Raw genomic sequence first — 19,280 nt, forward strand, 5'->3', positions numbered from 1 at the left:
TTACCGCTTTAACTGGAACCGCGATAAATGACCGATGAATCTCATCCAGTACGCGCGGCCGGAAACTTCTTCGGTCGCCGCCACGGCAAGCCACTGCGTCCACACCAGAACAATCTGTTTGAGGATTTGCTGCCGCGCCTGAAACTCGATCTCGATACGCCTGCACCACAAGATTTGCGCACATTGTTCGATGCGCCGGTTGAAAATGTGCGCATGGAAATTGGCTTTGGTGGTGGTGAACATCTCCACCACGAGAGCGGGCGCTATCCGCAGTCTGGCTTCATTGGCGTTGAGCCTTTCGTCAACGGCATGGCCAAGATGCTGGCGGCTCTTTATGAAGCACCGCGTGCGAATCTGCGTCTTTATGATGAAGATGCGACCGATGTTCTGGATTGGTTGCCCGATGCATCGCTTGCCGGAATTGATCTTTTCTACCCTGATCCCTGGCACAAGCGCCGTCACTGGAAGCGCCGTTTTGTCAGCGATTCCAATCTCGACCGTTTCGCACGCTTGCTTAAACCCGGTGCGAAGTTCCGCTTTGCTTCCGACATTGAGCATTACGTCAACTGGACGCTGCAACACTGCCGCAGACATCCTGCTTTCGAATGGCAGGCCGAAGGTCCGGATGACTGGAACAATGCCTATGATGGCTGGCCGGGTACGCGTTATGAAGCCAAGGCTTTTCGGGAAGGACGCGTTGCTGCTTATCTTACTTTCATTCGGAAGTGATCTATCTGGGATGCGGGTCTTGAAAAAATCCGTACTGGCTGGTATATAGATTTCAAATTCTTGGTCGTTTGAACAAGAGTGGGCCCTCCCGGACCCGCTCTTTTTTGTTACCTGCGACCCAGTAAAAAAGGTTTATCGAGTGAGCGAACACGAACAGGCAATTGAAACAGTAACCGCAGATGCCGTAACCGCAGATGAGCGTATCATTCGCGAAACGGGAATCGATGCGAAAATTGCATCTATTGTGGAGCCGGTGATCAATACGCTGGGTTTCCGTCTTGTGCGTGTGCGCCTTTCTGGCCTCAATGGTCAGACATTGCAGATCATGGCGGAACGTCCTGATGGAACGATGACTGTTGAAGATTGTGAATTGTTGAGCCGCACCGTGGCTCCGGTTCTTGATGTGGAAGATCCGCTCAGCGGCAAGTATCATCTGGAAATTTCGTCGCCGGGGATTGATCGTCCAATGGTTCGCAAGTCCGATTTTACCGATTGGGTCGGGCATATTGCCAAGGTCGAGACGTCGATTGTGCATGAAGGTCGCAAGAAGTTTCGTGGTCGTATTGTGATTGATGAAGCGGCAGGCGCTGATTCAATCGTGATCGAAAGCGACCAGATTTCTTATGGAAATGAGCCGGTTGTTCGTATTCCATTTGACCTGATTTCTGATGCGCGTCTGGTTCTGACCGATGATCTGATCCGCGATGCGCTGCGCAAGGACAAAGCTCTGCGCGAAGGCCGTATCCCCGGTGATGATCTGGGCGATGGCGTGAGTGAGAATACGGAAGAAACAGGTTCGGCTGAATCCGAAACGGAAAACAAATAAGTTTCAAAGTGAGTTTCAGGCGTCCGGCTCTCAAAGAAGATCGGATGCGCCACCAAGGAGAGACCTATGGCAGTCAGTGCAAACAGGCTGGAACTTCTGCAGATCGCCGATGCGGTCGCACGTGAAAAGTCGATTGACCGTGAGATCGTTCTTGCGGCCATGGCCGACGCGATCCAGAAGGCCGCGCGTTCGCGCTATGGTCAGGAAAGCAACATCCGTGCGGACATCAACGCGAAGTCCGGCGAGATCAAGCTGCAGCGCCTGCTCGAAGTTGTTGAGACTGTCGAAGACTACTCCACGCAGATTTCGCTGTTCACTGCGCGCGACCGTAACCCTGATGCGCAGATTGGTGATTTCATCGCTGATCAGCTGCCGCCGATGGATTTTGGTCGTATTGCTGCCCAGTCGGCCAAGCAGGTTATCGTGCAAAAGGTGCGCGAAGCCGAGCGTGATCGCCAGTATGATGAATTCAAAGACCGCGTTGGCGAAATCGTCAATGGTACTGTCAAGCGCGTTGAATATGGCAATGTGATTGTTGATCTTGGTCGCGGCGAAGCAATTGTACGTCGTGACGAACTGATCCCACGCGAAGCATTCCGCTATGGCGACCGCATCCGCGCCTATGTTTACGATGTTCGTCGTGAACAGCGTGGCCCGCAGGTTTTCCTGTCACGTACGCATCCATCTTTCATGGCGAAGCTTTTCACCATGGAAGTACCGGAAATCTACGACGGCATTATCGAAATCAAGTCGGTCGCCCGTGATCCGGGTTCGCGCGCCAAGATCGCCGTTGTATCGCGTGATGCATCGATTGATCCTGTCGGTGCGTGTGTTGGTATGCGCGGCTCGCGCGTTCAGGCTGTTGTGGCTGAATTGCAGGGCGAAAAAATCGACATTATTCCATGGTCGCCAGATGCGGCTTCCTTTATCGTCAACGCGCTTCAGCCAGCTGAAGTTGCCAAGGTCGTTCTCGATGAAGATGCGGAACGTATTGAAGTTGTCGTTCCCAATGACCAATTATCATTGGCAATTGGTCGTCGCGGTCAGAACGTGCGTCTTGCGTCACAGCTGACCGGCTGGGACATCGACATCCTCACAGAAGATGAAGAGTCCGATCGTCGCCAGAAAGAATTCGCTGAGCGTTCGAACCTCTTCATGGAAGCGCTCAATGTTGACGAGATGGTTGGTCAGGTTCTGGCTTCGGAAGGCTTTGCCTCGGTTGAGGAAATTGCTTACGTCGAACCGGCTGAAATTGCTTCTATCGATGGTTTCGATGATGATACCGCTGGTGAAATTCAGGAACGCGCACGTGAATTCCTGGACCGTATCGAAAACGAACAGGATGACCGTCGTAAGGAATTGGGCGTAGAAGATGAACTTCGTGAGCTTCCAGGCCTGACGACAGCGATGCTTGTTGCTGTTGGCGAAGATGGCGTGAAGAACATCGAAGACTTTGCTGGCTATGCTGTTGACGACCTTGTTGGCTGGCGTGAACGCAAGGACGGCGAAACCGTTAATCATACCGGTATCCTGTCACCGTTTGATGTGTCCCGCGTCGATGCGGAACAGATGATCCTGACTGCACGCCTCAAGGCGGGCTGGATCACCGAAGATGAGCTGGTCGCAGTTGAAAGCGACGAAGTTGAAGAAGCTGGCGAGGAAGAAGCCGCTTCGTAAAGAATGGGAGCCGCATTATGATCGCTCTGATGCAAATCGGGCGTAAATAATGCGGCACCGCGCTCTTGTTAGAGTTTGATATTGTGATGTGGCGTTAGCTCTGCTAGGTCGCTGCCAGTTTTAGAGTTGAAAAAGGCAGTTCATGGCAAAGCCAGCATTGCGTGCGGAGCAGGATATGAATGACAGAACCTGTATCGTCACACGTGAAAGTGGTTCTGCGGATGACCTGATCCGTTTTGTGGCTGGGCCTGATGGTTCAGTTGTGCCGGACTTGAAGCGTAACCTGCCGGGCAGGGGCTGTTGGGTTAAGGCAGAGCGGCGTCTGGTTGATGAAGCTGTCAAGCGCAAGCTGTTTGCGCGGGCGCTGAAAGAAGGTGTTACGCCGCAGGCGGATCTTGGCGCGCTGGTTGACCAGCTGCTGACGAAGTCCGCACTTGGCAGCTTGGCACTGGCACGCAAATCCGGTGCTGTTGCATCTGGTTCGACGAAGGTCGATCAGGCAATTCGCTCCGGACAAGCGGTGTTGGTTTTGCATGCGAAGGAAGCGGCCTCTGATGGGGTTCGCAAGCTGGATCAGGCAAGACGTGTTGTCGTGCATATGGATGGACCTCAAATCCCGGCATTCACTCTTTTCGGAGTTGAAGAAATGGATTTGGCATTTGGGGGCGGAAATGTGATACATGCAGCCGTGCTCGGCGGAAGGGCGTCAGCCGGTGTCGTGCAAAGACTGCTATTATTGCATAGCTATCGTGGCGAAAGCCCACCGATTGAGACGGTGAGTTGAAACGGCGAATTAGAGCAGCAGTCCGACACTGCTGTGTTATAAATTAGTAGAGCGGTTCCCTTAAATCCCGACGATACGGGATCCGCTCTGGAGCATAGACCGGATAATCGGCTTGATTGGCCAAACCGGATTATGCGCTGAAGTGGATGACCGGAGCATTATCCAAAATGATTTGATTGTGTTGGATAATGCTCGGGTAAAGCAGCAGAAGCTGCGAAGGAAACGGAAACGTAATGAGCGATAAAACAAACGACGATAAGACGCTGAGCGTCAATTCCAAGAAGACGCTGACCATCAAGCGGCCAGGGGTTGAGCAGAGCACCGTGCGCCAGAATTTCAGCCACGGTCGCACAAAGGCTGTCGTCGTTGAAACGAAGAAGCGCAAGTTCTCACGACCGGATGAGAAGCCTGAAACGGAAGCAACGGCACCAAAGCCTGCGGCTCCCGCTCCGGTTGCAGCCAAGCCCGTTGAGCCAAAGCCGGCACCTGTCGCTGCAGCTCCTGCGCCTGCCCCAGTTGCAACGCCCACGCCTGCGGCACAACCAGCTCCAGCTGTTGCATCGACGCCAGCTCCGGCGCCTGCGCCTACGCCTGCCGCCCCAGTTGCAGCAGCTCCTGCACCGCAGCAGTCAAAGCCCGCACCAGCAGCGCCAGCGTCCGCACAGCGTCCGCAGGGTTCACAGCAGCAGCGTCCCGGCCAGCAGCAGTTCCGTCCGGGTCAGCAGCGTCCCGGTCAGCAGCGCCCTGGCCAGCAGTCACAGCGTCCACGCCAGTCCGATCGCTCGGGCATGGTGCTGAACACGCTTTCAAGCTCGGAAATGGATGCTCGTCGCCGTGCGCTTGAAGGTGCGTTGGTTCGTGATGCAGAAGAACGCATTCGCGCCGCTGAAGAAGCCAAGCGTCGTGCCGAAGAGGATGCGCGTCGTGCTAAGGAACGTGAAGAATCCGCTCGCCGTCAGGCAGAGGAAGAAGCACGTCTGAAAGCGGAAGCAGAAGCCAAGGCACGCGCCGCAGCTGAAGCTGCAAAGCGCGCTCCACAGGCAGCAGCCCGTCCAGAACAGCGTGGCGATTCCCGTTCTGCACCGCAGGGTGGCCGTCCGCAGCAGTCGGGTCGCCCTCAGCAGGGTGGTCGTCCCGGTCAGGGACAGGGCCAGCGTCAGGCGTCGCCAGCGATTGCAGACGTTATCCCAACGGCGAACAAGCCATTGCCGCAAAGCCAACAGCGCAAGCCGGGTGCAAGTCTGGATGATGATGATCGTCGTGGTCCAGCAGGCGCACGCCGCAGCAGCACACCGGCAAAGGCAGATGCTCGCACACCGAAGGTTGTGAAGGGCGAAGACGACCGCCGTCGCGGTAAACTGACCATCTCCAGCAATCTGGAGGATGAAGGTCGTTCACGCTCGCTGTCGGCAATGCGTCGCCGTCAGGAAAAGTTCAAGCGTTCGCAGATGCAGGAAACGCGCGAGAAAATTTCTCGTGAAGTTATTATTCCTGAAACCATCACGCTTCAGGAACTTGCACAGCGCATGACCGAACGTTCGGTTGATATCATCAAGTACCTGATGAAACAGGGCCAGATGATGAAGCCGGGCGATGTGATTGATGCCGATATGGCGCAGCTGATCGCTGAAGAATTCGGCCATACCGTTAAGCGCGTTGCTGAATCGGACGTTGAAGAAGGTATCTTCGACGTTGCTGACGATCAGGGTGCAATGGTTTCGCGTCCTCCTGTTGTCACCATCATGGGTCACGTCGATCACGGTAAGACATCGTTGCTCGATGCGATCCGTCAGGCCAACGTCGTCTCCGGCGAAGCTGGTGGTATCACTCAGCATATTGGTGCTTATCAGGTCGAACAGAACGGCCATAAGATCACCTTTATCGATACGCCGGGTCACGCTGCGTTTACCGCAATGCGTGCGCGTGGTGCACAGGCGACGGACATCGCCATTCTGGTGGTCGCCGCTGATGACAGCGTGATGCCGCAGACGATTGAATCCATCAGCCATGCCAAGGCTGCTGGCGTGCCGATCATTGTTGCAATCAACAAGATCGATAAGCCGGAAGCTGATGCGCAGAAGGTTCGTACACAGCTGCTCCAGCACGACGTCTTCGTTGAATCGCTCGGCGGTGAAGTGCTCGACGTTGAAGTTTCGGCGAAGAAGAAGCTGAACCTCGACAAGCTGCTTGAAGCAGTTCTGTTGCAGGCTGAAATTCTTGATCTGAAAGCCGATGCGTCCCGTACCGCTGAAGGCGTTGTTATCGAAGCTCAGCTCGACCGCGGTCGTGGTTCTGTTGCAACCGTTCTGGTTCAGAAGGGTACATTGCGTCCGGGCGACATTATCGCTGCTGGTAATGAGTGGGGACGTGTGCGTGCTCTGGTCAACGACCACGGCGAACATGTCAAGGAAGCTGGTCCTGCGATGCCTGTGGAAGTTCTCGGACTTCAGGGCACACCACAGGCTGGTGACCGCTTCGCAGTTGTTGCGAACGAAGCCAAGGCTCGTGAAATTGCTGATTATCGCCAGCGTCTTGCTCGCGATAAGGCTGTTGCACGTCAGACTGGTCAGCGCGGTTCGCTTGAACAGATGATGAGCCAGTTGCAGGTTAATGGCACGAAAGAATTCCCGCTTGTCATCAAGGGTGACGTGCAGGGTTCGGTCGAAGCAATTATCGCAGCACTCGACAAACTTGGCACCGAAGAAGTGCGTGCGCGCATCGTTCACTCGGGCGCTGGCGGTATCACGGAAAGCGACGTGTCACTGGCTGAAGCCTCCAATGCAGCGATCATCGGCTTCAACGTTCGTGCCAACAAGCAGGCACGCGACGCAGCCGATCAGCAAGGCACGGAAATCCGCTACTACAACATCATCTACGATCTGATCGAAGATGTGAAAGCAGCAATGTCGGGTCTTCTGTCGCCAGAACGCCGTGAAACCTTCATCGGTAATGCTGAGATTCTCGAAGTCTTCAACATTACCAAGGTTGGTAAGGTTGCTGGTTGCCGTGTGGTTGATGGCAAGGTTGAACGTGGTGCAGGCGTCCGCCTCATCCGTGACAACGTGGTTATCCACGAAGGCAAGCTCAAGACACTCAAGCGCTTCAAGGACGAAGTTGCAGAAGTGCCGATGGGCCAGGAATGCGGTATGGCATTCGAAAACTACGACGATATTCGCGCAGGCGATACGATCGAAGCGTTCCGCGTCGAACACATTACGCGTACGCTCTAATATCTTGATGCCGGACCGTCCTCGATTGGGTGGTCCGGCTTTTCTTGCCCGGTTCCGAGGGTCTGACTCCCGTCGCAATTGTGGTAGATTGAACCTATAAAGTTGTAGCCATTTTATCGACAGGCACGTTTGCTTGCTCGTCCATGGCTGTTTATCGAGGATAAATAATGGCACGTTCTCCCGATCCGAAAGGCTCAGGCGGTCTTTCTCAGCGTCAGCTTCGCGTGGGCGAGCAGGTACGTCACGCATTGGCACAGGTGCTTCAGCGCGGTGAAATTCGCGATGAATTGCTCGAGCGCACGGTTATTTCCGTTTCAGAAGTGCGCATGTCGCCCGATCTGAAAATCGCAACCTGCTTCATCACGCCACTTGGTAGCACCGATGTGCAGGCGGTGATTAAGGCGCTGGCTTCAAATGCGAAGTTCATTCGCGGTCGGATGGCGCCAAGCCTGAGCCAGATGAAATACATGCCGGAATTCCGTTTCCGGCCTGACACAAGTTTTGACAATTTTTCCAAGATCGATGCGCTTCTGCGCTCGCCGGAAGTCGCACGCGATCTTGGACGTGACAATGACGAAAACGGTGAGGCGGATGACGCTTCCCGCAATGGAGACGCATAAAGCATGGCAAGACGGGGCAAGAAAAAAGGCCGTCCGGTTTCTGGCTGGGTTATTTTTGACAAGCCAAAAGGCATGGGTTCAACGGAAGCCGTTTCAAAGATCAAGTGGCTTTTCAACGCTGAAAAGGCCGGTCACGCTGGGACACTCGATCCGCTTGCATCCGGGATGCTGCCAATTGCGCTCGGCGAAGCCACCAAGACCGTGCCTTATGTCATGGATGGAACCAAGGTTTACCGTTTCACCGTGACCTGGGGTGAAGAACGCTCGACCGACGATCTCGAAGGCGTTGCCACCAGGAACTCCGACAACCGCCCATCGCGCGCAGATGTCGAAGCGCTTTTGCCAAATTATACAGGCGTTATTTCGCAGATCCCGCCGCAGTTCTCGGCGATCAAGATTGGCGGCGAGCGCGCTTATGATCTGGCACGCGAAGGCGAAACCGTAGAAATTCCTGCACGCGAAGTCGAAATCGACCGTCTGGAAATCGTTGAGTTTCCTGATGCGGATCGCACTGAGTTTGAAGTCGAATGCTCTAAGGGCACCTATGTTCGTTCGCTGGCGCGCGATATGGGCCGCGATCTGGGCTGCTTTGGCCACATTTCCGACCTTCGTCGCATTGAAGTGGCTCCCTTCACTGATGAGGATATGGTGACGCTGGCAGAGCTTGAAGAAGCCTGGCCGCCGCTGCCACCCAAGAAGGAAGAAGGCGCAGACGATGCTGAGGCTGACGTTGTCGAACAACCAGCACCGCGCCGCGATTTCTCGGCAATCGACGCGCTCGTGATTGATACGGGAGCAGCGCTTGATTGCTTGCCACAGGTTCCGTTGAGCGATGATCAGGCGCAACGTGTGCGCCTCGGTAATCCTGTGATTATCCGAGGACGCGATGCACCATTGGAAGCAGACGAAGCCTGCGTAACATCAAAAGGCAAGTTGCTTGCAATTGGCTATATTGAGCAGGGTCAGTTCAAGCCCAAGCGGGTGTTCACCGCAGCATAGCCGATAGACGATTTCTCTAGTGTGGTGGATTTAAAGTTCCTCGAAGTGAATACAGTGCGAATGATAGGAACTTTAAATTCACCACACTAGAGGTTCAGCGCGCCGTGGCTCCGAGGGGCCACGGCGCGTATTGTTTTTAGGCAGCTTGAAACTGATCAAAGGCGCGAATAGCGTCAGCCGCATACATAAGTGCCGGGCCACCGCCCATATAGACGCACATGGCCATCACTTCGGCCACTTCCTGCCGTGTCGCGCCTAGATTGTGAAGCGCTTTTGCGTGGAAGCCTATGCAACCATCGCAACGCTGCGTCACGCCGATTGCTAGCGCAATCAACTCTTTCGTTTTCTGATCCAGTTCACCAGAAGCGCCTGCACTTTTAGCTAGCGCGTGGAACGCTTGCATGGTTTCGGGCACCATTTTGCGCAGCTCACCAGTATATTGCGAAATATCCTTGGTGATGTCCTGATAGTTTTTGGTCACGGTCGACTCCTTTTGACTTGCATCTCAATTTATATTTTTATAATATCACAAAAATATAAATCGTAAAGAGGTAACTGTGTCCATCAATCAGGAAATGCCAGCCCGGGCAGATGTCGTATCAAATTTTCTCAAAGGACTGGCGAATCCTCATCGGCTTCTCATTCTTTGTGAGTTGGTGAATGGCGAAAAAAGCGTGACCGATCTCATCAATGCGACAGGTATCGCACAGACGTCGATGTCACAGCACCTCAATAAGCTGAAGGAGGAAGGCATTCTCAGCTATCGCCGAGAACATAGATTGCTTTTCTACAAGATTGAACATCCGGCCGTGATTGAGGTCATGGCCGTACTTTACTCCCATTTTTGCGCAAAGGACCAATGACAATGAATACGATTAAGCCATCTGACGCTGCCCGGATGCTCGCTGATGGAGAGGCAGTACTGATCGACGTTCGTGAGCCTGACGAGTTCCGCGCAGAGCATATTGCCGCCGCAGCCTCAATCCCTTTAGGGAGCTTAAAGGACAACTTCAGCGCCCTGAACCTGTCACCCCAAAGAAAGGTGATATTCCAATGCTTGAGTGGTCGTCGTGGCGAGGCAGCCTGTTTATCGTTAGCGCCAATAGCGACTGATCTGACTATCCTCAATCTCGAAGGCGGCATTGCCGAGTGGAAGAAAGCAGGGTTGCCGGTTGTCTCTAACGGCCGCGCGGCAGCGATACCGCTTTTTCGGCAAGTGCAGATTGCCGTGGGAGCGATCGTAGCAATTTCGGTTGCTATAGGCTTCTCTGGTTGGACGCTCGGTTTTGGTATCGCCGGTTTCATAGGGTGTATGCTGGTATTTGCCGGCATTACAGGCTGGTGCGGAATGGCCATGCTGCTGTCACGTATGCCTTGGAATGCTGCCTGACGGCTGTAGCAGTTGCAGTGATAGGTCTTTCAATTTGTGCGGATTTGCTTTATAGGCTCCCGCAACAATTGGTTATGCCTTTTGTTTTAATGGCCCGCGCTGGACGACATCCCGGCCTGGGCGTCCGTTTTTCCTCTCATCAAGAAAGGGTGTACGATGTCGATTACTGCTGAACGCAAGCAAGCACTTATTAAGGAATACGCCACCAAGGAAGGCGATACCGGTTCTCCTGAAGTTCAGGTTGCCGTTCTTTCCGAGCGTATTGCTAACCTTACCGATCATTTCAAGGGCCACAAGAATGACAATCATTCGCGTCGCGGCCTTCTGAAGCTGGTTTCGCAGCGTCGTCGTCTTCTTGACTATGTCAAGGGCATCGACCAGGCACGTTACCAGGCGCTGGTTTCCCGTCTGGGTCTGCGCCGCTAACGGTAAAGTCGGGCGACGTCTCAAAACGTCGCCCGTTTGATTTAGAGCGCGTCTTTGTGATGCGCACTGAAGGAATACCTTAAAGCATTCTGAGAAGCGGATAGCCGTTTTCCAACAGAGAGTGCGATATTTCGGGCATATGCCCACTGGCATGAGACGGCGCACCGGGTGCATTCCGTCATGCCAACCGAGCCATAAGGCTCATGACCTGGACCAGTCATGGGGCAGGATTGCAGGCAGTTCGTGCCAGCGAACATTCGCAATGAATGTTCCGACACGTAACGAACTTCCCGTTGTCTTGCCCGTGGCGTGTCCGCCAACCCGGACGATGCCTTCAGACGCTTTTGCGCGGCATCTCCAAACAAGGACTAGATATGTTCAACACACACAAAGTTGAAATCGAATGGGGCGGCCGTCCGCTGACGCTCGAAACCGGCAAGATCGCACGTCAGGCTGACGGCGCAGTTCTCGCAACCTATGGTGAAACCGTCGTTCTTGCGACTGTTGTTTCTGCCAAGGAGCCAAAGCCAGGTCAGGATTTCTTCCCGCTGACCGTAAACTATCAGGAAAAGACTTACGCTGCTGGTAAGATTCCAGGCGGTTTCTTCAAGCGTGAAGGTCGTCCAAGCGAAAACGAAACACTCGTTTCGCGTCTGATCGACCGTCCGATCCGTCCGCTTTTCGTTGATGGCTATAAGAATGACACACAGGTTGTTTTGACTGTCATTCAGCATGATCTGGAAAACGATCCCGACATTCTGTCGATGGTTGCAGCATCGGCTGCGCTGACCATTTCGGGCGTTCCATTCATGGGCCCAATCGGTGGCGCACGCGTTGGTTACATCAACGGCGAATACGTACTGAACCCAAATATCGACGAAATGCCGGAATCGAAGCTCGATCTGGTTGTTGCCGGTACTGCTGATGCCGTGCTGATGGTTGAATCAGAAGCACAGGAACTGTCCGAAGAAGTTATGCTCGGCGCCGTTGTTTACGGTCAGAAGGCATTCCAGCCAGTGATCGACGCGATCATCAAGCTCGCTGAAGTTGCTGCAAAGGAGCCACGTGACTTCCAGCCGGAAGACCTGTCGGACATCGAAGCGAAGATGCTTGCAGTTGTCGAAAACGACCTGCGCGACGCTTACAAGATTACCGAAAAGCAGGCCCGTTATGCGGCTGTTGATGCTGCTAAGGCTAAGGCAAAGGCGCATTTCTTCCCAGAAGGCGTTGAAGAGCCAGAATTCTCGGCTGAAAAATTCGCGACTGTCTTCAAGCATTTGCAGGCGAAGATCGTTCGCTGGAACATTCTCGACACTGGCAACCGTATTGACGGTCGCGATCTGTCGACTGTTCGCGCAATCGTTTCCGAAGTTGGCCTTCTGCCACGCACCCATGGTTCGGCTCTGTTCACCCGCGGTGAAACGCAGGCAATCGTTGTTGCCACGCTCGGCACAGGCGAAGATGAACAGATGATCGATTCCTTGACCGGTACGTACAAAGAATCCTTCATGCTGCACTACAACTTCCCACCATATTCGGTTGGTGAAACCGGTCGTATGGGTTCGCCAGGTCGTCGTGAAGTTGGTCATGGTAAGCTCGCTTGGCGCGCAATCCATCCAATGCTGCCTGCCGCAGAACAGTTCCCTTATACGATCCGTGCTGTTTCTGAGATCACCGAATCCAATGGTTCGTCGTCGATGGCAACCGTTTGCGGCACATCGTTGGCTCTGATGGATGCAGGCGTTCCGATCACTCGCCCAGTGGCTGGTATTGCGATGGGCCTGATCAAGGAAGGCGAGCGTTTCGCCGTTCTTTCCGACATTCTCGGTGATGAAGATCATCTTGGCGATATGGATTTCAAGGTTGCCGGTACTGAAAACGGCATCACTGCGCTTCAGATGGACATCAAGATCGACGGTATCACCGAAGAGATCATGAAGGTTGCTCTGGAACAGGCTAAGGGCGGTCGCGTTCACATTCTGGGCGAAATGAGCAAGGCTCTGTCGAGCTCGCGCGCAGAACTCGGTGAATTTGCTCCACGAATTGAAGTCATGAACATCCCAACCGACAAGATCCGTGATGTTATCGGTTCTGGCGGTAAGGTTATTCGTGAAATCGTCGAAAAGACCGGCGCGAAGATCAACATCGAAGACGATGGTACGGTCAAGATCGCTTCGTCAAACGGCAAGGAAATCGAAGCCGCTAAGAAGTGGATTCACTCGATTGTTGCTGAGCCAGAAGTTGGCGAAATCTACGAAGGTACAGTTGTTAAGGCTGCTGACTTCGGCGCATTCGTAAACTTCTTCGGCCCACGCGATGGTCTGGTTCACATTTCGCAGTTGGCTTCCGACCGCGTTGCCAAGACCACTGACGTGGTTAAGGAAGGCCAGAAAGTCTGGGTCAAGCTCATGGGCTTTGACGAACGTGGCAAGGTTCGCCTGTCGATGAAGGTTGTCGATCAGGAAACCGGCAAGGAAATCGTTGCTGAAAAGAAGGCAGAAGCAGACGCTGAATAAGCGTTGAAGCTGTTATAAATTATCGAAAGCGCGCCTCAAAGCTAATTTGGGGCGCGCTTTTTTGTTGCACGTGAATCAATTCAAGACCATGGATGAGCCATGATGACACCAGCACAACAAACACTCTTTCTCCCCTTCTATCAGGACATTCTGGATATGCCTGAAGAAGGCCAGACCTTCCTTGCCTGCGGACTGTCCGCCGACCGGCACCTTGAGGATGAATGGAAACAAGCGCTGACTTTTTTGCAGCCATGGCGTCCTGATTGGCTGGCTCTCAATAAGGAAGGCTTTAAGGCAATCCCTCAGTTGGAGGCAGAGCTTGACGAGGAGAGCTGTTTCTCTGGCGGGCTACTTCTCCTCGGAAAACATCGCGGACGCAATGAGGCGTGGTTTGCGGAGCTTTTGGCGCGTGTTGAGCCGGGTGGCTGGATTGTTGTTTGTGGAGACAAGAAGCTTGGCGTCGATAGTTTCCGCAAATGGGTCGGCAATATTGCTGAAATTAGTGATCGGCTGTCCAAGAATCATGCGGTGGCTTTCTGGCTGCAACGCCCAGCCGACCTGACGATCGACTTCATCAATGCTTTGAAGCCGCTTGCAAGCGATATTGACGATGTGTTCCGCACAGAGCCCGGCATGTTCTCGCATGGTGCGATTGATAAGGGTTCGGCGCTGCTGGTGCCGCATATGGAAAAGATCGTGTTCGGTCAGGTTGCCGATCTTGGCGCTGGCTGGGGCTATCTTGCAGCGCAGAGCCTTAAATATGCAGATCGTCTTAAGGGTATCGATCTGTTTGAGGCGGATTATGAAGCACTGGAGGCCGCCCGCGGCAATCTGGAGCGACTTGGCGCATCGGTACCGATTTCGTTTAACTGGTTCGATGTGACCAGTGAAAAACTCACCGGCATTTACGACACGGTGATTATGAATCCGCCGTTTCACGAGGGACGGGCAACCGAAGTGTCGCTTGGTCAAACCTTTATTGCCGCCGCCGCTTCACGGCTAAAAACTGGTGGGCGTCTGCTGATGGTAGCCAATCGACAATTGCCTTATGAGGCGACATTGAAGGGCCTTTTCAAGAACGTGACTGTTCTTGAGGAGGCGAACGGCTTCAAAATATTCGATGCAAAAAAATGATTGATACAAATTCAATTTGATAAAGTCGTTTTTCATTCAATTAAAAAAGCCGGGCTGTAACCCGGCTTTTTCGACATTTTAGTCAGCTTAGTTTGCTGGTGCAGGCTGTGTCGGGGCTGGCGCTTCTCCGCCGCTGGCTGGTGCCTGTTCCGCTGGCTTTTCAGTTTCGCCAGCAGGAACGGTTTCACCTTCGGGCTTTGCGTTACCGCCTTCAGCAGGGGCTGCATCCGCCGCTGGAAGCGGGGCTGGATTGTCGGACAGTGTGCGCAGAAAGGCAATCAGATCGGCGCGTTCGTTATCTTTCTTATCGCCAGCAAAGCCCATGGCCGTGCCTTTAATGTATCCCTTTGGCGAGGTGAGGAACTTGTTGAGATGTTCATAATCCCATTTGTTCCCTTCGGCACCAAAAGCCTTCATCGCAGCCGAATAGCCAAAGCCATCTACTGAGGCAGCCGGGCGATTGACAACATCCCACAGATGTGGACCGACCTTGTTGGCGCCGCCCTTTTCAGAAGTGTGACATGCTGCACAACGCTTGAAAACGGTTTCGCCGCGCGCAGGATCAGCAGATTGCATCAGAACAGCAATCGACACTTCTTCCTTTGCTGGGGCAGCTGCACCACCGCCAGCCGAACCTTCAGCTGCTTCAATAATGAAACCTGGTTTTTCAGGTGCAGGTGCATGAAACAGTGTGTCGGACAGAATGCCCGTTGTCATGACAACAAAAACTGCGGCCAGAAAAGCCATGATAAATTTGTTCGTCCGGGTTGAATTCATCGCCGGTCAGCGCTCCCTCTACTCAACGCCTCCAAAGGCCGGCATGCAAAACCTATGTGTAAGTCTGGCAAGTCTCTCCCCGGCATTGGCCGGAAACTAGGTCTTTTACGGGGGGGGTGCAACACTTATAAGGGCTGCTACCCCCGTGACTTTTTGACACTTTTGCTGCAATGGGTGGGTAGATAAATGTCTAAAGAAGGCGCAATAAGACCTTTCTGGCTAAACCACACATGACGAGATGATCATGCTTCAGACTTTGAAAACACTGACACTCATTCCTGCTCGAATGGCCTCGGTGCGCCTGCCAAACAAGCCTCTTGCGGATATTTGCGGCAAGCCGATGATCGTGCATGTGGCGGACCGGGCTGTGGCAGCGAAGCTGGGCCGCACGGTGGTGGCGACAGATAGTGAAGAGGTTTTTGCTGCCGTTCAGGCCCATGGTCATGAGGTCATTATGACGCGCAGCGATCATGAGTCGGGGTCGGACCGCATCTATGAAGCGCTGCAAAAAGTCGACCCGAATGGCGAGGTCGAAGCAGTGGTCAATGTGCAGGGCGATCTGCCGACCATTGACCCGGAAACAATTCGCCGCTCTTTGCTGCCGCTTGTTGATGGACCTGCCGATATTGCCACGCTTGGCGTCGAGATCACGGTTGATGAAGAGAAGATCAATCCCAATGTGGTCAAGATCGTCGGCTCACCAATGAATGGCGGCGAACGTCTGCGCGCACTTTATTTTACACGAGCGACCGCCCCTTATGGCGATGGTCCGCTTTATCACCACATCGGTCTTTATGCCTATCGCCGTGCGGCGCTTGAGCGTTTTGTGAAAATTGGCCCATCTGTGCTTGAAAAGCGCGAAAAGCTTGAACAGTTGCGCGCACTTGAAGACGGAATGCGCATAGAAGCCGAGATTGTCCGCACCGTTCCGCTTGGCGTTGATACGCAGGCTGATCTTGACCGGGCACGGGAAATTATCGCAAAGGGTTTGTGATAGATAAGCTTCGATTGTTGCGAAGCGTTTGAGAAAGTACGGACACGATGAAGACCAACCGGATTTCCTTTCAGGGTGAAGCTGGCGCCAATTCCGATACGGCTTGCCGCAACATGTTTCCCGATATGGAGCCTTTGCCGTGCCCAACTTTTGAGGATGCTTTTAACGCAGTCGAAAGTGGCGCTGCAGACCTTGCGATGATTCCGATTGAAAATACGCTCGCAGGTCGGGTTGCAGATATTCATTATCTGCTGCCGCTCGCTGATATGCATATTGTTGGCGAATATTTCCTACCGATCCACTTCCAGCTGATGGTGCTGCCGGGCGTTAAACGCGAAGAAATCAAGACTGTTCACAGCCATATCCATGCGCTCGGTCAGTGCCGCAAGGTTATTCGCAGCAACGGCTGGAAACCAGTGATTGCAGGCGATACGGCGGGTGCTGCGCGTCTCGTTGCCGACATGAAAGATCGCTCAATGGCGGCGCTTGCGCCGCGCTTAGCCTCTGAGCTCTACGGTCTCGATATTCTGGAAGAGAATGTTGAGGATTCGGAAGACAACGTGACCCGCTTCGTCGTTCTGTCCAAGAACAAAAAATGGGAGCCACGTCCGGAAAACGGCGAGCGTATCGTCACGACCTTTGTTTTCCGCGTTCGCAACGTGCCGGCAGCGCTTTACAAGGCACTTGGTGGTTTCGCCACCAATGGCATCAACATGACCAAGCTTGAAAGCTATCAGATCGGTGGCCGTTTCATCGCAACGCAATTCTATGCTGATGTGGAAGGTCACCCGGAAGACCATAATCTTCAGTTAGCCCTCGAAGAATTACGCTTCTTCACAAAGGAAGTGCGTATTCTTGGCGTCTACAAGGGAGCCGATACACGCGGCACGCAATTGTTGGCAGCTGAGTGAGGGATTTCATGGCAGCGGATGTTGTTATACATCGACGAGTTAGTATCCGCTGCACTGCGTTGTTATTTCGTAGCTAGGTTGAACTATAAATTGATTTGAAACAAATGATTTTCCGCCTGTGATGGTGGTATTTGGGAGAATGGCAGGAAATGTACATAACATTTTTTCGTTTGATACATTTCCGATTTTTATAAGATATAAGAAAAAATTACTTATACGTAGTTTATATTCTCCGAATCCTTTTCCATATGATCTTATTCCAATTGCATTGAGTCCTCTACTGTAGTCACCATTTATCACATTCCAAGGATCGGTCGGCCGGTCGCGCCACATTCGGACCTTTACACCGCTGGGAGTGTCAAAGGTCGCGTCAAAAGAAAAAGCGCAATATAACCCCTCGTAAAAGGCTGTCTGGTCGTCATTGTATGGTTGTATATTATGATAATTATGATCTGAATAGTCGTTATCAAACCATCCTGATTCATTCCACAGGTAGAACCCAAGCTGATCTGATTCCCATGGGGGGAATTTATCTATTATTTCAAGCTTTATCTTTGCATATATTCCGTCATCGGTATCGTTATTTACATATATTATCATAACGGTTTTCGCTTTTTCAAATTTATTAATTATTTATAGCGAATAAAACTGCGAATAAAACTGCGAGTATAATCAGGATATAATAAGACGAGTCTTAATTATTTTCGGCCCAGGCTCTGATCAGATGGGTTGCGATGGCACCACTTGCCGGGACACGCAGCCCATTTTCATGGGTGCCTGCAAGCATGGCGCGAACTTCTGCCTTTTCGAACCAGTGGCCGTCTTCGAGTTCCGAACGGTCGATAGTGAAGTCGTCAGATAGCACCTCGGCATGACAGCCGATCATCAGGGAATAGGGGAAAGGCCATGGTTGGCTCGCGTGATAGCCCACGCGCCCGATCTGAAGCCCCATTTCCTCAAAACTTTCACGCCGCACGGCAGCTTCAATTGTCTCGCCGTGCTCGATAAAGCCCGCAAGGCAGGAATAAGAACCTGCGCTAAAATGTGGGCTGCGTGCGAGAATGCACTTCTCACCGCGAACAGGCAGCATGATCGCCACAGGATCGGTGCGCGGAAAATGTTCGGCACTGCACTTGGGGCAAACGCGCTTTGCACCCCCGGCACGCATGTCGCTTTTGGTGCCGCAGCGACCGCAAAAGCGATGATTGTTATGCCATGCGGTGAGTGCTGCGGCTTGTGCCAAAGCGCCGATGATATCGGCAGAAACAAGTCCTTCCATATAGATACTGCGATAATCCTGAGCACGATATGGCGGTTCAAGGGCATCCGGATTAAGCGGCGCCATCAGTGCCACAATCGGCGCGCCATCTTGTAAACCGAGCAGAATAGGCTCATGCAAATCTGGCGAAAATGCTTGTATTTCGCTAAGCGAAAACAAGGCGCGGGGTGCCTGTTCTTCTATGTAATCAAGCAGCAGCTTGTTACCGCCCAAAACCATCACGCGGGTTTCCGGCAATTCCAGCGCAGTAAAAGCCGAATCGTCCTGTCGCTTTTCGGACAGGCGATCGATGCGATTGCCTGCAAAGCCGACAAAACGGCTCGGTTCTGTTTCCGGCAGGTCGTAAAGGCGAAAAGCCATGATGTTCTCGGGAAAATGTTTGTGAGGGGATCAGAGTGCAGCGCGAATGTCTTCAATCAGCTTTTGCGCTTCAGCATCGTTATAAGGCTCGCGTGTGCCATGACCCCAGACCGGTCCGGGCCAGCCAGCATCACCTTCATTACGCGCAATCACATGCATGTGCAGCTGGCGAACCATGTTGCCCAAAGCGCCTGTGTTGATTTTGAGACAATTGGTGGTGCTTTTAAGTGCCTGCGAAACCATTGCCGCTTCAAAGGTCAGGATGGTCTGATCAAGCGGTGTTAGATCGTGAATTTCGGAGAGTTTGGCGCGGCGCGGCACAAGGATCAGCCAAGGCCAGCGCTTGTCATTCATCAAGCGCAGCTCGCAAAGGCCAAGCTTGGCCACTAAAAAAGTGTCGGCATCGAGCCGTTTATCGAGTTCAAACTGTTCCATAGAATAATTCTTATCAGTTTTTTTGTCTCTGCGCTTGCTTTTTGCGTGGTAATTGACGATATGCAGCGTGGGAGGTTGGTGGTGGACGAGCCACTCGCCAACCGGGTCAGGTCCGGAAGGAAGCAGCCCCAACGAGCACGGCACGGGTCATCGTGCCAGCCTCCCACCTTTCTAAAACGATCATGGTTGTTGA

General features: G+C 53.2%; 18 protein-coding genes and 1 other RNA gene. 15 read left to right on the forward strand and 4 right to left on the reverse strand.

What is annotated here, in order from left to right:
- The first annotated feature begins 27 nt into the window (after positions 1 to 27).
- From RI570_RS06785 to truB, 7 genes are all read left to right on the forward strand, one after another.
- Complete coding sequence (locus RI570_RS06785) at positions 28 to 729, forward strand: tRNA (guanosine(46)-N(7))-methyltransferase TrmB (protein WP_313827658.1); 702 nt, start codon at positions 28 to 30, stop codon at positions 727 to 729.
- 139 nt (positions 730 to 868) lie between these two features.
- Positions 869 to 1,555: a ribosome maturation factor RimP gene (gene rimP / locus RI570_RS06790; protein WP_313827659.1), complete on the forward strand. Its 687-nt coding sequence runs from the start codon at positions 869 to 871 to the stop codon at positions 1,553 to 1,555.
- Positions 1,556 to 1,621: 66 nt separating this feature from the next.
- Complete coding sequence (gene nusA / locus RI570_RS06795) at positions 1,622 to 3,232, forward strand: transcription termination factor NusA (protein ID WP_313827661.1); 1,611 nt, start codon at positions 1,622 to 1,624, stop codon at positions 3,230 to 3,232.
- A gap of 142 nt (positions 3,233 to 3,374) precedes the next feature.
- Positions 3,375 to 4,016 (forward strand): RNA-binding protein, encoded by a 642-nt coding sequence (locus tag RI570_RS06800; RefSeq protein WP_313827662.1) that lies wholly within the window; start codon positions 3,375 to 3,377, stop codon positions 4,014 to 4,016.
- 233 nt (positions 4,017 to 4,249) lie between these two features.
- A complete protein-coding gene (infB, locus tag RI570_RS06805; RefSeq protein ID WP_313827663.1) occupies positions 4,250 to 7,246 on the forward strand; it encodes a translation initiation factor IF-2 in 2,997 nt (998 codons plus the stop codon).
- Positions 7,247 to 7,413: 167 nt separating this feature from the next.
- Entirely contained in the window at positions 7,414 to 7,866 is a 453-nt protein-coding gene (gene rbfA, locus RI570_RS06810; protein WP_313827664.1) for a 30S ribosome-binding factor RbfA, read from the forward strand.
- Between the two features lie 3 nt (positions 7,867 to 7,869).
- Positions 7,870 to 8,865 carry a tRNA pseudouridine(55) synthase TruB gene (gene truB / locus RI570_RS06815; protein WP_313827665.1) on the forward strand — a complete coding sequence of 332 codons (996 nt, stop codon included), beginning with the start codon at positions 7,870 to 7,872 and terminating at the stop codon, positions 8,863 to 8,865.
- Between the two features lie 136 nt (positions 8,866 to 9,001).
- On the opposite strand, the gene RI570_RS06820 is transcribed toward truB, so the two are convergent.
- Positions 9,002 to 9,346, reverse strand: a complete 345-nt coding sequence (locus RI570_RS06820) for a carboxymuconolactone decarboxylase family protein (RefSeq protein WP_313827666.1) — start codon at positions 9,344 to 9,346, stop codon at positions 9,002 to 9,004.
- A gap of 76 nt (positions 9,347 to 9,422) precedes the next feature.
- Here RI570_RS06820 and RI570_RS06825 point away from each other — a divergent pair, with 76 nt between their 5' ends.
- The 5 genes from RI570_RS06825 to RI570_RS06845 all read left to right on the forward strand — a co-directional run bounded on the left by RI570_RS06825 (position 9,423) and on the right by RI570_RS06845 (position 14,331).
- Positions 9,423 to 9,728, forward strand: a complete 306-nt coding sequence (locus RI570_RS06825) for a metalloregulator ArsR/SmtB family transcription factor (RefSeq protein ID WP_313827667.1) — start codon at positions 9,423 to 9,425, stop codon at positions 9,726 to 9,728.
- 2 nt (positions 9,729 to 9,730) lie between these two features.
- The gene (locus RI570_RS06830; RefSeq protein ID WP_313827668.1) at positions 9,731 to 10,255 is read left to right on the forward strand and encodes a rhodanese family protein; all 525 of its coding nucleotides are present in this window, start codon (positions 9,731 to 9,733) and stop codon (positions 10,253 to 10,255) included.
- 156 nt (positions 10,256 to 10,411) lie between these two features.
- The gene (gene rpsO / locus RI570_RS06835; protein WP_187546493.1) at positions 10,412 to 10,681 is read left to right on the forward strand and encodes a 30S ribosomal protein S15; all 270 of its coding nucleotides are present in this window, start codon (positions 10,412 to 10,414) and stop codon (positions 10,679 to 10,681) included.
- A gap of 374 nt (positions 10,682 to 11,055) precedes the next feature.
- A complete protein-coding gene (gene pnp, locus RI570_RS06840) occupies positions 11,056 to 13,197 on the forward strand; it encodes a polyribonucleotide nucleotidyltransferase (RefSeq protein ID WP_313827669.1) in 2,142 nt (713 codons plus the stop codon).
- 99 nt (positions 13,198 to 13,296) lie between these two features.
- On the forward strand, positions 13,297 to 14,331 hold the full coding sequence (locus RI570_RS06845) for a class I SAM-dependent methyltransferase (protein ID WP_313827670.1): 1,035 nt from the start codon (positions 13,297 to 13,299) through the stop codon (positions 14,329 to 14,331).
- A gap of 87 nt (positions 14,332 to 14,418) precedes the next feature.
- Here RI570_RS06845 and RI570_RS06850 read toward each other — a convergent pair whose 3' ends face one another.
- Entirely contained in the window at positions 14,419 to 15,108 is a 690-nt protein-coding gene (locus RI570_RS06850; RefSeq protein ID WP_313827671.1) for a cytochrome c family protein, read from the reverse strand.
- A 244-nt stretch (positions 15,109 to 15,352) separates the two neighbouring features.
- Here RI570_RS06850 and RI570_RS06855 point away from each other — a divergent pair, with 244 nt between their 5' ends.
- Together RI570_RS06855 and RI570_RS06860 are read left to right on the forward strand one after the other, a co-directional pair.
- Positions 15,353 to 16,102 carry a 3-deoxy-manno-octulosonate cytidylyltransferase gene (locus RI570_RS06855; protein ID WP_313827672.1) on the forward strand — a complete coding sequence of 250 codons (750 nt, stop codon included), beginning with the start codon at positions 15,353 to 15,355 and terminating at the stop codon, positions 16,100 to 16,102.
- 47 nt (positions 16,103 to 16,149) lie between these two features.
- Entirely contained in the window at positions 16,150 to 17,013 is an 864-nt protein-coding gene (locus RI570_RS06860; protein WP_313827673.1) for a prephenate dehydratase, read from the forward strand.
- A 694-nt stretch (positions 17,014 to 17,707) separates the two neighbouring features.
- Here RI570_RS06860 and nudC read toward each other — a convergent pair.
- Together nudC and RI570_RS06870 are read right to left on the reverse strand one after the other, a co-directional pair.
- Positions 17,708 to 18,652, reverse strand: coding sequence for an NAD(+) diphosphatase (nudC, locus tag RI570_RS06865; protein ID WP_313827674.1), 945 nt, complete (start codon positions 18,650 to 18,652; stop codon positions 17,708 to 17,710).
- Between the two features lie 30 nt (positions 18,653 to 18,682).
- Entirely contained in the window at positions 18,683 to 19,087 is a 405-nt protein-coding gene (locus RI570_RS06870) for an HIT family protein (RefSeq protein ID WP_313827675.1), read from the reverse strand.
- 70 nt (positions 19,088 to 19,157) lie between these two features.
- On the opposite strand from RI570_RS06870, the gene ffs reads away from it, so the two are divergent.
- Positions 19,158 to 19,254: signal recognition particle sRNA small type (gene ffs / locus RI570_RS06875), an RNA gene on the forward strand.
- Positions 19,255 to 19,280 lie beyond the last annotated feature (26 nt).

The sequence above is a fragment of the Brucella pseudogrignonensis genome (assembly GCF_032190615.1).
In the GTDB taxonomy this organism is placed as follows: Bacteria; Pseudomonadota; Alphaproteobacteria; order Rhizobiales; family Rhizobiaceae; genus Brucella; species Brucella pseudogrignonensis_B.